General features: G+C 64.0%; 11 protein-coding genes. 8 read left to right on the forward strand and 3 right to left on the reverse strand.

Annotated features, from left to right (window positions below; translation table 11 throughout):
• Positions 1-630: 630 nt before the first annotated feature.
• Complete coding sequence (locus AAHM40_RS02420) at positions 631-1,038, reverse strand: acyl-CoA thioesterase (RefSeq protein WP_028626933.1); 408 nt, start codon at positions 1,036-1,038, stop codon at positions 631-633.
• 274 nt (positions 1,039-1,312) lie between these two features.
• On the opposite strand from AAHM40_RS02420, the gene AAHM40_RS02425 reads away from it, so the two are divergent.
• Entirely contained in the window at positions 1,313-2,602 is a 1,290-nt protein-coding gene (locus AAHM40_RS02425) for an MFS transporter (RefSeq protein ID WP_342243268.1), read from the forward strand.
• A gap of 172 nt (positions 2,603-2,774) precedes the next feature.
• On the opposite strand, the gene AAHM40_RS02430 is transcribed toward AAHM40_RS02425, so the two are convergent.
• Positions 2,775-4,079: a PQQ-dependent sugar dehydrogenase gene (locus AAHM40_RS02430; RefSeq protein ID WP_342243269.1), complete on the reverse strand. Its 1,305-nt coding sequence runs from the start codon at positions 4,077-4,079 to the stop codon at positions 2,775-2,777.
• A 158-nt stretch (positions 4,080-4,237) separates the two neighbouring features.
• Between AAHM40_RS02430 and AAHM40_RS02435 the strand changes: the two genes are divergently transcribed.
• The 7 genes from AAHM40_RS02435 to AAHM40_RS02465 all read left to right on the forward strand — a co-directional run bounded on the left by AAHM40_RS02435 (position 4,238) and on the right by AAHM40_RS02465 (position 13,416).
• On the forward strand, positions 4,238-5,209 hold the full coding sequence (locus AAHM40_RS02435) for a phosphate ABC transporter substrate-binding protein PstS family protein (RefSeq protein WP_342243270.1): 972 nt from the start codon (positions 4,238-4,240) through the stop codon (positions 5,207-5,209).
• A 517-nt stretch (positions 5,210-5,726) separates the two neighbouring features.
• Positions 5,727-7,712: an ABC transporter permease subunit gene (locus AAHM40_RS02440; RefSeq protein ID WP_342243418.1), complete on the forward strand. Its 1,986-nt coding sequence runs from the start codon at positions 5,727-5,729 to the stop codon at positions 7,710-7,712.
• Positions 7,713-7,879: 167 nt separating this feature from the next.
• A complete protein-coding gene (gene pstA, locus AAHM40_RS02445; RefSeq protein ID WP_342243271.1) occupies positions 7,880-9,550 on the forward strand; it encodes a phosphate ABC transporter permease PstA in 1,671 nt (556 codons plus the stop codon).
• Between the two features lie 69 nt (positions 9,551-9,619).
• Complete coding sequence (pstB, locus tag AAHM40_RS02450) at positions 9,620-10,453, forward strand: phosphate ABC transporter ATP-binding protein PstB (protein ID WP_342243272.1); 834 nt, start codon at positions 9,620-9,622, stop codon at positions 10,451-10,453.
• Between the two features lie 142 nt (positions 10,454-10,595).
• The gene (phoU, locus tag AAHM40_RS02455; protein WP_137822267.1) at positions 10,596-11,339 is read left to right on the forward strand and encodes a phosphate signaling complex protein PhoU; all 744 of its coding nucleotides are present in this window, start codon (positions 10,596-10,598) and stop codon (positions 11,337-11,339) included.
• A 164-nt stretch (positions 11,340-11,503) separates the two neighbouring features.
• Positions 11,504-12,415 (forward strand): response regulator, encoded by a 912-nt coding sequence (locus tag AAHM40_RS02460; RefSeq protein ID WP_342243273.1) that lies wholly within the window; start codon positions 11,504-11,506, stop codon positions 12,413-12,415.
• A gap of 104 nt (positions 12,416-12,519) precedes the next feature.
• Positions 12,520-13,416 (forward strand): peptidoglycan DD-metalloendopeptidase family protein, encoded by an 897-nt coding sequence (locus AAHM40_RS02465; RefSeq protein ID WP_342243274.1) that lies wholly within the window; start codon positions 12,520-12,522, stop codon positions 13,414-13,416.
• 118 nt (positions 13,417-13,534) lie between these two features.
• On the opposite strand, the gene AAHM40_RS02470 is transcribed toward AAHM40_RS02465, so the two are convergent.
• Entirely contained in the window at positions 13,535-14,875 is a 1,341-nt protein-coding gene (locus AAHM40_RS02470) for a hemolysin family protein (protein ID WP_342243275.1), read from the reverse strand.
• Between the last annotated feature and the right edge of the window lie 53 nt (positions 14,876-14,928).

A 14,928-nucleotide genomic window follows, 5' to 3' on the forward strand; every position in this document is an offset into this window, starting at 1 on the left:
TAGAACGTCCTGAGCCAAGCTGCTTGCCGAGTTCTGCGGATGTTTCTGGTTTCGCCTTCCCAGGCGAGTCTCTTTTGGCAGTCGTCGGGATGCCGCACCACCCAAAAGAAACCAAAAGGGCTTGCCCCTGCATCCGGCCCCGGCTTGGCCGGGGTTCCCTCGCTCCATCGTTGCTCCGGGGGCACGGCGCGAGGGGCCATCCATGGCCCCGCACGCCTCTCGCGGCATCCATGCCGCTCGTCCCCCTGACTCGCTACGCTCGCCCTGCGGGCCAGCCGTCGGCTGTTACTTCGCTTCGCTCCGTTTCACAACGATTCCGCTCGGCCTCCTGAAGGGGCGTAGTCGCTGCCCCACCTCGTCTGCCCGGTTTCAGGCCCGTGTGGGCTTCAGGATGACTCATGCCTCGCCGGCGCAAGTCACCCCTCGCCCTCTGGGAGAGGGGCGGGGGTGAGGGTTGTATCCGGCTGGCGCGGAAGCCTAGAGGGCCCGCGCTAGAAGGCTTCACTCAACGTTGCAACAGCTAACGCAGACATAGCCATTGAAATCGCCCCTACAGGGCTCCCTTGGATGTCAGTGCGAACCCTGGAAACGAAAAAGGGCCGCTTGCGCGACCCCTTCTGCGATGGCCTGTCAGCCCCGACGCGGTGGGACCGGGCGGGTGCGGCCACTGCCGTCGATGGCGACGAAGACGAACACCGCTTCGGTGACCTTGCGCCATTCGCTGGACAGCGGGTCGTCGCTCCAGACTTCCACGAGCATCTGAATGGAGCTGCGGCCGATCTCCAGGGTCTGGGTATAGAAAGAGAGCTGGGCGCCCACGGCCACTGGCACCAGGAACGCCATGCGGTCGATGGCCACCGTGGCCACGCGGCCCGCGGCGACCTTGCTGGCCATGGCGGTGCCGGCGAGGTCCATCTGGGAGACCAGCCAGCCGCCATAGATGTCGCCGAAGCCGTTGGTTTCCCGCGGGAGCGCGGTGATCTGCAGGGCGAGATCGCCTTGCGGGGTGAGGTTCTCGTCTTCTTCGATCTCGATCATGCCGGGACTGCCTGTTTCGTGTGTGCGGCGCCAATGCCTGGAAAGGGGCTGTGCCCCTTCCTTCCCTGTGCGCCAGCCGACCCACTGCATGCCGACCTGCGCTGAACTGCGGGCAGTATATAGGTACGGCAGGGCGCCAGACGACCGTTGTGGCGCATCAGCGGCGGTTTTGTGGCTGAGACTGTGTACATGTGACGCTTTTTGATATGTTGCCTGGCGATTTGCCGCCAAAGCAGCGGCAAACGCACTGCACCCCCAGACGAGAATCCCCCACATGTCTTCCGTGCTCGCCCCCGAGGCGCCTGCCTCGCGTCCGCTGACCCGCAGCGACTACAAGACCCTGTCGCTTTCTGCGCTCGGCGGGGCCCTGGAGTTCTACGACTTCATCATTTTCGTGTTCTTCGCCGCCGTGGTGGGCAAGCTGTTCTTCCCCGCCGAGATGCCGGAGTGGCTGCGCCAGTTGCAGACCTTCGGCATCTTCGCCGCCGGCTATCTGGCGCGGCCTCTGGGCGGTATCGTCATGGCGCACTTCGGCGATCTCCTGGGTCGCAAGCGCATGTTCACCCTGAGCATCTTCCTGATGGCGGTGCCGACCCTGGTGATGGGCCTGTTGCCCACCTACGAGCAGATCGGCATCTGGGCACCCCTGGCGCTGCTGGCAATGCGCGTGATTCAGGGCGCGGCCATCGGTGGTGAAGTGCCGGGCGCCTGGGTCTTCGTGTCCGAGCACGTACCGTCGCGCTACATCGGCTATGCCTGCGGCACGCTGACGTCAGGCCTGACCGCGGGCATCCTGCTGGGCTCGCTGATGGCGACCCTGATCAACAGCCTCTACACCCCGGCAGAAGTGCTGGATTGGGCCTGGCGCCTGCCGTTCCTGATTGGCGGTGTGTTCGGGCTGTTTGCCGTGTACCTGCGCCGCTGGTTGCACGAAACCCCGGTGTTCGCGGAGATGCAGCAGCGCAAGGCGCTGGCCGAGGAAGTACCGCTGAAGACGGTGCTGCGCGAGCATCGCGGCGCCATCGTGCTGTCCATGCTGCTGACCTGGGTGCTGTCGGCGGGCATCGTGGTCGTGATTCTGATGACCCCGACCCTGCTGCAGACCGTCTACGGTTTCGACGCCGCCACGGCGCTCAAGGCCAACAGCCTGGCCATCGTGCTGTTGTCCATCGGTTGCGTGGCTTCCGGCGCGATCGCTGACCGCATCGGCGCCGGACGCACCTTCCTGGTGGGCGGCCTGCTGCTGGCGATCAGCTCCTGGACCTTTTACACCAGCCTCAAGGCCCATCCGGACTGGCTGTTCCCGCTCTACGCGATTACCGGCCTGTTCGTCGGCACCATCGGTGCGGTGCCTTATGTGATGGTCAAGGCTTTCCCGCCGGTCGTGCGCTTCTCCGGCCTGTCGTTCTCCTACAACCTGGCCTACGCCATCTTCGGCGGCCTGACTCCGATGGTGGTATCGCTGCTTATGAAGTGGGACAGCCTGGGACCGGCTTATTACGTCGCGGCCCTATGCGGCGTGGCGATGCTGATCGGCCTGTTCCTGATGGCGAAGAAGCGTTGATTCTCCGCCAGGCTTGACTGCCCTCACCCCGCCCCTCTCGCAGTGGGAGAGGGCGTTTTCCGTGCAGTCAGTAGGATGGGTAGAGCCCGCGAAACCCATCGTTCCGCGGTGATGGTTTCGCTCCGTTCTACGCCATCCTGCGGGTCTGGCCTATGCCGTCGACGCTCGAACCTCACTTCTTCGCCGCACTCACCCGCCACACTTTATTGCCCACGTCGTCGGTCACCAGCAGCGCGCCCTTGCTGTCGAGCTTCACGTCAACCGGCCGGCCCTGGGCGTTGCCCTTGGCGTCGAGGAAGCCGGTGAGTACGTCGACCGGCTGGCCATGCGGCTTGCCGCCCTTGAAGGGCACGTAGATCACCTTGTAGCCACTGTGGGGCTTGCGGTTCCACGAGCCATGCTGGCCGACGAAGAGACCATTCTGGAATTTCGGCAGTTTGCTGCCCTTGGCGAAGGCGATGCCCAGGGAGGCGGTGTGTGGGCCGAGGGCGTAGTCGGGCACCAGGGCTTTGGCCACCAGATCCGGGCGTTGTGGCTGGACCCGCGCGTCCACATGCTGGCCGAAGTAGCTCCAGGGCCAGCCATAGAAGCCGCCGTCCTTCACCGAGGTGATGTAGTCCGGCACCAGGTCGCTGCCCAACTCGTCTCGCTCGTTCACCGCTGTCCATAGCGTGCCGGTCTGGGGTTCCCAGGCCAGGCCCACCGGGTTGCGTAGCCCGGTGGCATAGAGGCGCTTGCTGCCGCTGTCGCGGTCCAGTTCCCAGATCGCTGCACGGCCTTCTTCGGCCTCCAGGCCGTTCTCGCCCACGTTGCTGTTGGAGCCCACTGTTATATAGAGCTTGCGGCCGTCGCGGCTGGCGATGACGTTCTTGGTCCAGTGATGATTGAGTCCGGCGGGGAGGTCGGTGACCTTGTTGCCCGGCTCGCTGATTTCCGTGGCGCCTTTTACGTAGGGGAAGCGCAGCAGCGCATCGGCGTTGGCGACGTAGAGGTCCTTGCCCACCAGCACCATGCCAAAGGGCGAGTTGAGGCCGCTGAGGAAGGTGCTGCGCAGGTCGGCCACTCCGTCGCCGTTGATGTCGCGCAGCAGGGATATGCGGTTGGCGCTCGGCACCTGGGCGCCGGCGCGCTTCATGAACCAGTCAGCCACCCAGCTCTTGATGCCCGCTGGCTTGTCGGCGTTCGGCGCGGCGCTTTCCGCCACCAGGACGTCACCGTTGGGCAGTACATAGAGCCAGCGCGGGTGTTGCAGGCCTTCGGCGAAGGCGTTGACCCTGGCTCCAGGCGCGGCCACGGGCGTGGTACCTGGCGCCCAACCGGTGGCCGGCGCGATGTTGACGGTGGGGATGAAGGTCTTGTTGGGGGCCGGCAGTTGTGGGTTGGGACCAGTACCGTCCTCGACCTTCAGGGTGGCTTGTTCGCTGCACGCGGTGCAGATCGCCAGCAGCGCGGCGGGCAGCAAGGGATGACGCGTCATGGGGCTGTCTCCAGGTGGTGATTCGAGCGAGATCCCTCGTTGGACAAGCAATGATGGCCATTCATCCAATTGTCACAATCAATTCATAGAGTGGTCATACGGCCTCTCGATACTGGCCCCCGTTGCATTCAACCCCTCGTCCTGCTTAGGAGCAAGGCATGAAACTGAAGCGTTTGATGGCGGCCCTGACCTTCGTCGCCGCCGGCGTTGCCACCGCCAGTGCGGTAGCTGCCGTCGATCCGGCCATTCCGTCCTACCAGAAGACCACTGGTGTTTCCGGCAACCTGTCCAGCGTGGGTTCCGACACCCTGGCCAACCTGATGACCCTGTGGGCCGAGGCGTACAAGCGCGAATACCCGAACGTGAACATCCAGATCCAGGCCGCCGGTTCTTCCACCGCGCCGCCGGCTCTGACCGAAGGCACCGCTAACCTGGGCCCGATGAGCCGCAAGATGAAGGACGTCGAGCTGCAGGCCTTCGAAGAGAAGTATGGCTACAAGCCGACCGCCATTCCGGTTGCAGTCGACGCCCTGGCAATCTTCGTGCACAAGGACAACCCGATCAAAGGCCTGACCATGCAGCAGGTCGACGCGATCTTCTCCGCCAACCGCCTGTGCGGTGGCAAGAGCGACGTCAAGACCTGGGGCGACCTGGGCGTGACCGGCGACCTGGCTTCCAAGCCGGTTCAGCTGTTCGGTCGTAACTCGGTATCCGGCACCTACGGCTACTTCAAGGAAGAAGCCCTGTGCAAAGGCGACTTCAAGCCGAACGTGAACGAGCAACCGGGTTCCGCTTCTGTTGTTCAGTCCATCAGCCAGTCCGTCAACGGCATCGGCTACTCGGGCATCGGCTACAAGACTTCCAGCGTGAAGACTGTTGCCCTGGCCAAGAAAGAGGGTGGCGAGTTCGTTGAAGACAACGAGCAGAACGCTCTGAACGGCAGCTACCCGCTGTCCCGCTTCCTCTACGTCTACGTGAACAAGGCACCGAACAAGCCGCTGGCTCCGCTGGAGGCCGAGTTCGTGAAGCTGGTGCTGTCCAAGCAGGGTCAGGAAGTGGTGGTCAAGGACGGTTACATCCCGGTCCCGGCCAAAGTTGCTGAGAAAGTACTGAAAGATCTGGGTCTGTAATCCAGGCCTGATAAGGGAGCGGTCGCCTCATGCGTGCCGCTCCGCAAGGACGCAAGAGCGACGGGAGACCCTCGTCGCGCGAGCCCACCCGAGGCCTCCTCCGGGTGGGCTTCGCCACGTCAACTCGCTGTAATCTTTCTGTCACACGAAGGCCGTAGTCTGTGCCCCCATCGTAAAAGCCTATGCGCGCTGACTGTGGCAAGAGCCCGAATCCATGACTGACCTGGCCAACTCCCTGACTACCTCGAAGAACCCTCCCGAGCGCATCGACTTCAATACGCCTGCGCTGCAGCGCAAGCGCAAGATGCGTGCGCTCAAGGACCGCCTGACCCACTGGTACGTGCTGGTGGGCGGTCTCGCCGTTCTCGGCGCCATTACCCTGATCTTCTTCTACCTGGCCTATGTGGTGCTGCCGCTGTTCAAGGGTGCGGAACTGGCCGCGCGCAAGGAGCAGAACCCCGCCTGGTTGCAGCAGGATGCCGGAAAGCCCCTGTTGCTGGCCTTGGAAGAGCAGAACATGGTCGGCATGCGCGTTGCCGACAAGGGCGAGGTGCAGTTCTTCTCGGTCAAGGACGGCAGCGCGCTCAAGCGCCAGCAATTGCCAGTGCCGGCGGGGGCCAGCGTGGTCTCCATCGGCCAGGACCAGCCGGGTAGCCCGCTGGTGGTACTGGGCCTGTCCAACGGCCAGGCGCTGATCTTCAAGCACAGCTACAAGATCACCTACCCGGACAACCAGAAGACCATTGAGCCGGTTGTCAGCTTCCCCTATGGCGAAGCGCCTTTGGCGCTGGATACCCAGGGCCGCGCGATCGATCACGTTGCCCTGAGCATCAATGACGAGACCCTGCTCCTGGCCGGTTCCACCGGTAACCAGCTGCTCGTGCAGCAGGTGGTCAGCGAAGAAAACATGATGACTGGCGAGGTCACCCAGGAGCAGGCCCGCATAGAGCTGCCGCAGATCGCCGAGCCCATCAAGGCGATCTACATCGACCCGCGCCAGCAATGGCTCTATGTGCTGAACGGACGAGCCCAGGCCGACGTCTTCAGTCTTCGCGAGCCCGCCCTCAACGGTCGCTACAAGCTGCTGGAAGACGGCGAGCGCGAAGTCACCGCCAGCGCCATGCTGCTGGGTGGTATTTCCCTGATGGTGGGCGACTCCAAGGGCGGCATCACCCAGTGGTTCATGGCTCGCGATCCGGATGGCTCCTCGCGTCTGAAGCACATTCGTGACTTCCAGCTGGGCTCCAGCCCGGTGGTGCAGATTACTGCCGAAGAGCGGCGCAAGGGCTTCGTTGCCCTGGACTCCACTGGCCACCTCGGTGTGTTCCACAGCACCGCACACCGTACCCTGCTGGTGGAGCCGGTAGCCGACAGCTCCGGCCTTCTTGCCCTGTCGCCGCGTGCCAACCGCATCGTGGTCGAAGAGGGCGGCAAGCTGCTGCCGTTCCGCCTCAGCAACCCGCACCCGGAGATTTCCTGGAGCGCGCTGTGGAGCAAGGTCTGGTACGAGAGCTATGACGAGCCGAAGTATGTCTGGCAGTCCACCTCGGCCAGCACCGACTTCGAACCCAAGCTGAGCCTGGCGCCGCTGACCTTCGGTACCTTGAAGGCGGCCTTCTACGCCATGCTGCTGGCCGCCCCGCTGGCCATCGCCGCTGCGATCTACACCGCCTACTTCATGGCCCCGGCCATGCGTCGCAAGGTCAAGCCGGTGATCGAGCTGATGGAGGCGCTGCCCACCGTGATTCTGGGCTTCTTCGCCGGTCTGTTCCTGGCGCCCTACGTGGAAGGCCACTTGCCGGGTATCTTCAGTTTGCTGGTGCTGACCCCCTTCGGCATCCTGCTGGCCGGCTTCATCTGGAGTCGCCTGCCGGAGTCCATCCGCCTGCGCGTGCCGGACGGCTGGGAAGCGGCCATCCTGATTCCGGTGGTGGGCCTCACCGCCTGGTTTGCGCTGGGTATGAGCCCGCTGCTGGAAAACTGGTTCTTCGGCGGTGACATGCGCCTGTGGATCAGCAATGACCTGGGCATCACCTACGACCAGCGCAACGCCCTGATCGTCGGCCTGGCCATGGGCTTCGCGGTGATCCCGAACATCTTCTCCATCGCCGAAGACGCTGTGTTCAGCGTGCCCCGCAGCCTGACCTACGGCTCGCTGGCCCTGGGCGCCACGCCCTGGCAGACCATGACCCGCGTGGTGCTGCTGACCGCCAGCCCCGGCATCTTCTCGGCCCTGATGATCGGCCTCGGCCGTGCCGTGGGCGAGACCATGATCGTGCTGATGGCCACCGGCAACACCCCGGTAATGGAAGTGAACATCTTCGAAGGCATGCGCACCCTGGCCGCCAACGTGGCCGTGGAAATGCCGGAGTCGGAAGTTGGCGGCAGCCATTACCGGGTGCTGTTCCTCTCGGCGCTGGTGCTGCTGACTTTCACCTTCGTCATGAACACCCTGGCTGAGCTGATCCGTCAGCGGCTGCGCAAGAAATACGCATCTCTTTAAGAGCGACGCTCCGGGCGTCGCAACTGATCCCCCTCTCCCTCCGGGAGAGGGGGGTCCGAAGGACCGGGTGAGGGATGGTTGGCCGAGTGCCGAAACCGCTCCCCCAGAAATACGAAACCTCCGGCTTCGGCGGGAGGAACTGAAAGACTCAAGCGGTGGAGAAATCCGTGAAAAAGGTTTCCCTGAAGGACTGGTTCAAAAGTGGCGCACCGGGCGTCTGGATAAGTGGTGGCGCGGTTTCCATCGCGGTCATCATGACCATTGGCCTGCTCGCGGTGATTGCCGTGCGTGGCCTTGCCCACTTCTGGCCGGCCGATCTGGTGGAGGCGCAGTACGCCGTTCCCGGCCAGGCAGCCAAGCCGGTAATCGGCGAAGCGGTGCAGGTCGAGGAAGTGTCCCGCGTGCGCCTGAAAGGTGCCGGCCTGCCGGTGCCGGAAGAAGGCCCCGAGTTCATGACCCGTGAACTGCTCAAAGTAGGCAACCGTGATGTCTACGGTAGCGACTTCACCTGGGTGGTGGGCGAGTGGCTCCAGGACCAGAAGTACCCGACCGAACTGGTGGCGTTGGAGCGCCGCGAGTGGGGCAACTTCTACGGTCGTCTCGTATCGGTGAAGGAGAACGGCCAGGTGGTGGCCGAAGGCGAGGCCGCCATGGCCGAGCTGCAAAAGCGCCTGGAGCGCGTGAATGGGCTTTACGCCCAGCTCTACCAGCTGGAGAAGAAGGACATCGGCGCCATCAACCACGGTCTTGAGCGCCTGCGCCTGCAGACCCGCAAGCTGGAGCTGGATGACGCCCTGACTCCTCAGGCCCAGGCCGACATCGCCAGCGAGCGCGCCGAGCTGGAGGCGCGTTACAAGGGCCTGGAAGAGCAGCTGATGGGGCTGCATCAAGCGTTCAATCGCGACAGCGTGGTGGTCCGTGAAACCGGCGGCAAGGAACAGGAGATCGTCCTCGGTCAGGTGGTCCACGCCTACCAGCCGAACGCCATGGGCCTGTTCGACAAGCTCGGTTTCTACTTCGCCAAACTGTGGGAATTCCTCGCCGACGACCCGCGTGAGGCCAACACCGAGGGCGGTATCTTCCCGGCCATCTTCGGCACCGTGATGATGACCCTGATCATGGCGGTGATCGTCACTCCCTTCGGTGTGATCGCTGCTATCTACCTGCGCGAATATGCCAAGCAGGGCGTGCTGACTCGCATCATCCGCATCGCGGTGAACAACCTGGCGGGCGTTCCGGCCATCGTCTACGGCGTGTTCGGCCTGGGTTTCTTCGTCTACGTGCTGGGCGGCTCCCTGGACCGCCTGTTCTTCCCCGAATCCGCCCCGGCGCCGACCTTCGGTACCCCGGGCCTGCTATGGGCGTCCCTGACCCTGGCGATTCTCGCGGTGCCGGTGGTGATCGTCGCCACCGAGGAAGGCCTTGCGCGCATCCCCCGTGCCGTGCGTGAAGGCTCCCTGGCCCTCGGCGCAACCAAGGCCGAAACCCTGTGGAAAGTGGTCCTGCCCATGGCCAGCCCGGCCATGATGACCGGCCTGATCCTCGCCGTGGCCCGGGCCGCCGGCGAAGTGGCGCCGCTGATGCTGGTGGGCGTGGTGAAGCTGGCGCCGAGCCTGCCGGTGGATGGCAACTACCCGTACCTGCACCTGGATCAGAAGATCATGCACCTGGGCTTCCACATCTATGACGTCGGCTTCCAGAGCCCGAACGTCGAAGCCGCGCGGCCGCTGGTTTACGCCACCGCGTTGCTGCTGGTGCTGGTGATCGCCCTGCTGAACTTCTCGGCCGTCACCATCCGTAACCACCTGCGCGAGAAATACAAGGCGCTGGACAGCTGATCGTCCGCCGCGAACCGCATTGCCTGAGGCTTACAGCTTGTAGCTCGAAGCTACGAACGGAGTGAACACATGCAACACGAAACCCACAGCCACGGCGTCAACATTTCCGCCCTTGGCCGCGACAAGCAGAACCTGCGCCTGGCCGAGGAAACCGTTGCCCTCGAAGTGCCCAGCCTCTCCCTGTTCTATGGCGAGAAGCAGGCGCTGCACGACGTCAGCTTGAACATCCCGAAACAGCGCGTGACTGCCTTCATCGGCCCGTCGGGCTGCGGCAAGTCGACTCTGCTGCGCTGCTTCAACCGCATGAACGACCTGGTGGACGGCTGCCGCGTCGAGGGTGAGATCCTCCTCGACGGCAAGAACATCTACCGCAAGGGCGAGGAAGTGGCTGAGCTGCGTCGCCGCGTCGGCATGGTGTTCCAGAAGCCGAACCCGTTCCCCAAGAGCATCTACGAGAACGTCGTGTACGGCCTGCGCATCCAGGGTATCAACAAGAAGCGAGTACTGGACGAGGCCGTGGAGTGGGCGCTGAAGGGCGCCGCGCTGTGGGACGAAGTGAAAGACCGCCTGCACGAATCCGCGCTCGGTCTCTCCGGTGGTCAGCAGCAGCGCCTGGTGATCGCCCGCACCATCGCCGTGGAGCCGGAAGTGTTGCTGCTCGACGAACCGTGCTCGGCCCTGGACCCGATCTCCACCCTGAAGGTGGAAGAGCTGATCTACGAGCTCAAGAGTAAGTACACCATCGTCATCGTGACCCACAACATGCAGCAGGCGGCGCGGGTTTCCGACTACACCGCGTTCATGTACATGGGCAAGCTGATCGAGTTCGGCGACACCGATACCCTGTTCACCAACCCGGACAAGAAGCAGACCGAAGACTACATCACCGGCCGCTACGGCTAGTGGCCACCCCCAATCGCGCTGGAATGTGTCGGTGAAGCCTGCCGTACTACTCGTACGGTCTGCGCTTCGCCTCCTTGCCCAGCACGATTGGTCGAAGGCCACTGAAACCTGGGAAATTATTCGGTTAAACAAGGGTTAGAAAATGATCGACAAAGACAGCCTCACCCATCACATCTCCCAGCAGTTCAACGCCGAACTGGAGGAAGTGCGCAGCCACCTCCTGGCGATGGGCGGCCTGGTCGAGAAGCAGGTCAACGACGCGGTCACCGCGCTGATCGACGCCGACTCCGGCCTTGCCCAGCAAGTGCGCGAGATCGATGACCAGATCAACCAGATGGAACGCAACATCGACGAAGAGTGCGTGCGCATCCTTGCTCGTCGCCAGCCGGCGGCGTCCGACCTGCGCCTGATCATCAGCATCTCCAAGTCGGTGATTGACCTCGAGCGTATCGGCGACGAAGCGTCGAAGATCGCCCGTCGCGCCATCCAGCTCTGCGAAGAGGGCGTGGCCCCGCGCGGCTACGTCGAGGTGCGCCACATCGGTGACCAGGTGCGCAAGATGGTCCAGGAAGCCCTGGACGCCTTCGCCCGCTTCGACGCCGACCTGGCCCTGTCCGTGGCCCAGTACGACAAAACCATCGACCGCGAGTACAAGACCGCCCTGCGCGAACTGGTCACCTACATGATGGAAGACCCGCGCGCCATCAGCCGCGTGCTCAACGTCATTTGGGCCCTGCGTTCCCTGGAGCGCATTGGCGATCACGCGCGCAACATCTCCGAGCTGGTGATCTACCTCGTGCGTGGCACCGACGTCCGCCACCTGGGCCTGGCGCGCATGGCTGAGGAAGTGAAAGGCAACGGTAGCGACGAAGCTCCCCAGGCCTGATCCCGCGCTTGATCCCAGAACGCCCGGCCCATGCCGGGCGTTCTGTTTTGCGGATACCAGAGCGCATGACCCGTCGGTCGCAGGCAGCCCGGGTGTCGCAAACAGGCTTGGCAATTGGCTATCAGCCAAGGCTATTCTTAGCTCCGTTTTCCAAGGAGTAGCCGATGGGCAAGGTCAATGTGCTGGTGGTGGACGATGCGTCCTTTATTCGCGACATGCTGAAGAAGGGGCTGCGCGACAACTTCCCCGGCATCCAGATCGAGGAAGCGATCAATGGGCGCAAGGCCCAGCAGCAGCTTGCCCGCGCCACTATCGACCTGATCCTCTGCGACTGGGAAATGCCCGAGATGTCCGGCCTGGAGCTACTCACCTGGTGCCGCGAACAGGACAACCTCAAGACCGTGCCCTTCATCATGGTCACCAGCCGCGGCGACAAGGAGAACGTCATCCAGGCCATCCAGGCCGGCGTTTCCGACTACATCGGTAAACCCTTCTCCAACGATCAACTGGTCACCAAGGTGAAGAAGGCGCTGGCGCGTATCGGCAAGCTCGAAGCCCTGATGACCAGTGCACCGGTCAAGCTGCCCAACGCCGGTGGCTTTGCCAACGACTCCCTCGCGGCGCTCACCGGCGGCAAGGCCGAGGTGGTCCGTCCCGCCGCAGCAGCGGCACCGGCGGTGCCCGCTGCCAAGCCCGCCGCGCCCACGGCCTCGGCCAAGTCCGCGTCCCAGGCGCCCGGTGGTCGTGGCCAGGCCCAACTGCGTCTGCCGGCTGGCGTGCTGGCCTGCGTGATCAAGGCTCTGAGCCTGAAGGACGCGCAACTGGTGGTGCGCCGTGGCGAGCCCCTGCCGCAGGTGCTGGAAAGCGCGGTGCTCGACCTGGAGCAGGGCGAAGGTGGTGAAGTGGCGCGGCTCAATGGCTACCTGCACGCGGTCGCGGCCCTGGAGCCCAAGCCTGATAGCGAGTGGCTGCAGCTGACCTTCCGCTTCGTCGACCGTGACCCGCAGAAGCTTGATTACCTGTCCCGGCTGATCGCCCGCGGTACCGCGCAGAAGCATTTCGTCCCCGGCGCCTGACCGTCCAGCCAACCCCGTCACAGGCCGACAGGCAACATCTCGCCGGGCGCAAATCGCGCTGCTAGTCTTCGGCAACACGGAGCACAGAAGAACAACGGGCCGACATGCTGGGGCGATTCATTTCTCTGCTGCTGTTGCTTGGCGCGAGCCTGCCGGCGGCTGCATTGACCATCTACAAGTACACCGACGCCAATGGTGTGGTGACCTACACCGACAAGGCCGTGTCCGGTGCCCAGGTGTTCGTCTTCCGCGACCGCATGGTGGAGCGCCTGGACCTGTCAGTGAAGCTGGAAACCAAGAAGCACGACGCCGGTGAAACCCTGCTGCTGCGCAATGAGCTGTTCGCGCCGGTGGAGGTGGAGCTGCGCATCGACCAGGCGGAGAATGTGTCCGGCGTCCCAGGCCAGCCCATTCGCTGGGTGCTGGCGCCGCGCAGCAGCATGCGCATGGCCACCCTGGCGCCGGCCGACCCGAGCCGGCCAATGCGCTACAAGCCCAAGCTGCGCTATGCGATGGGTGACCCGCGCCTGCAGCCGGTGCTCTATCGCTATCCGCTGCCTTGGCGGGGTGGCCCCTTCCGCCTGACTCAGGGCGCCAATGGCCGCTACAGCCACTTCACTCCCAAGGGTCGCTATGCCCTGGATATCGCCATGCCCGAGGGCACACCCATCGTGGCTGCGCGGCCCGGTATGGTGATCAAGATCGAGAACGACCAGAGCGGCCGGGGTAACAACCCTTCCGGCAACTTCGTACGCATCCTGCATGACGACGGCACCATGGGCGTCTACCTGCACCTGATGCGCGGCTCGGTGCAGGTGCGCGAGGGTCAGCAGGTGGCCGTCGGCGAGCGTATCGCCCGCTCCGGCAATACCGGCAACAGCACCGGTCCGCACCTGCACTTCGTTATCCAGCGCAATAGGGGTCTGGCGCTGGAGTCCATTCCCTTCGACTTCGCCCAACCGGTGGACACCCTGCCGAATTTCGCGGTGGGCGGGGAGTAGCTTCCCCTCTTGCGTTGGGCAGGACTATGTCCTGCTTAGCGATTTCAATCGCCCCTACAGGAAAGTCCTGCCGAATGACGTGAGCCGGGTAGGGTGGGCTTCCGCCCACAAAGGGTGCTCAGTCGAGCTTGAGCACCTTGGCCAGGATAATCTTCGGGCCTTTCATCTTCTTCACGATGATGCGCAGACCGTCGGTTTCCAGCGCTTCTTCCTCTTCCGGCACGCGGTTCAGGGTTTCGTAGATCAGGCCGGCAAGGGTGTCGGCTTCGACGTGGTCAAGGTCGATGCCGAGCAGGCGTTCCACCTTGAACAACGGGGTGTCGCCGCGCACCAGCAGCTTGCCCGGCTGGTAGGCCAGCACGCCGCGCTCGGTCTTGCGGTGTTCGTCCTGGATATCGCCCACCAGGACTTCCAGCACGTCTTCCATGGTCAGGAAGCCCACGACCTTACCGTCGGCCTCCTCGACCACGGCGAAGTGCGAGCCGCCCTGGCGGAACTGCTCCAGCAGGCGCGACAGCGGCATGTGCTTGGTCACGCGCTCCAGCGGGTGGGTGAGTTCGGCGAGGTCGAAGGACTCGGGCAGGCTGTCCAGGGCCGACAAGGCCAGCAGCAGGTCCTTGATGTGCAGCACGCCGATGAACTCGCCCTTCTGGTCGTCATGCACCGGGTAGCGGCTGTATTTGTGGCGGCGGATCACCCTGAGGATGTCGCTCAGGGGCGCGTCGTGCTCGAGGAAGATCAGGTCTTCCCGTGAGTTGGCCCAATCCACCACTTCCAGTTCGCCCATTTCCACGGCAGAGGCCAGCACGCGCATGTCCTGGTCGCTGGGGTCGCGGGCGCGGCTGGAGTGCAGGATCAGCTTCAGCTCGTCGCGGCTGTAGTGGTGTTCGTGGTGCGGGCCAGGTTCGCCTTGCCCTGCGATGCGCAGGATGGCGTTGGCGCTGGCGTTGAGCAGCCAGATGGCCGGGTACATCAGCCAGTAGAAGAGGTAGAGCGGCGCGGCGGTCCAGAGGGACAGCAGCTCCGGCTTGCGGATGGCCCAAGATTTGGGCGCCAGCTCGCCGACCACGATGTGCAGGTAGGAAATGATGAAGAAGGCGGTGAAGAAGGCGATGCCGTGGATCAGCTTCTCCGACTCGATGCCGACGGCGCTCAGCACCGGGCCGAGCAGGTGGGCGAAGGCCGGCTCACCGACCCAGCCGAGGCCCAGGGAGGCCAGGGTGATACCCAGCTGGCAGGCCGACAGGTAGGCATCCAGCTGGTTGTGTACGGTGCGCAGGATGCGGCCTCGCCAGCCGTGCTTGCCGGCGATGGATTCGACGCGAGTGGAGCGCAGCTTGACCATGGCGAACTCGGCGGCCACGAAGAAGCCGTTGAGCAGCACGAGGAAGAGGGCAAAGAGAATCAGACCGAAATCGGCGAAGTACGTGAGGAAGTTGGAACTAGGGGAAGGGTCCATGGATGGTTTTTGCTGACGGAAGACCGGCTAAGGTTGAAGGCTGCACCCCGAGT

The organism is Pseudomonas sp. OTU5201 (genome assembly GCF_038440135.1).
Classification (GTDB): domain Bacteria; phylum Pseudomonadota; class Gammaproteobacteria; order Pseudomonadales; family Pseudomonadaceae; genus Metapseudomonas; species Metapseudomonas resinovorans.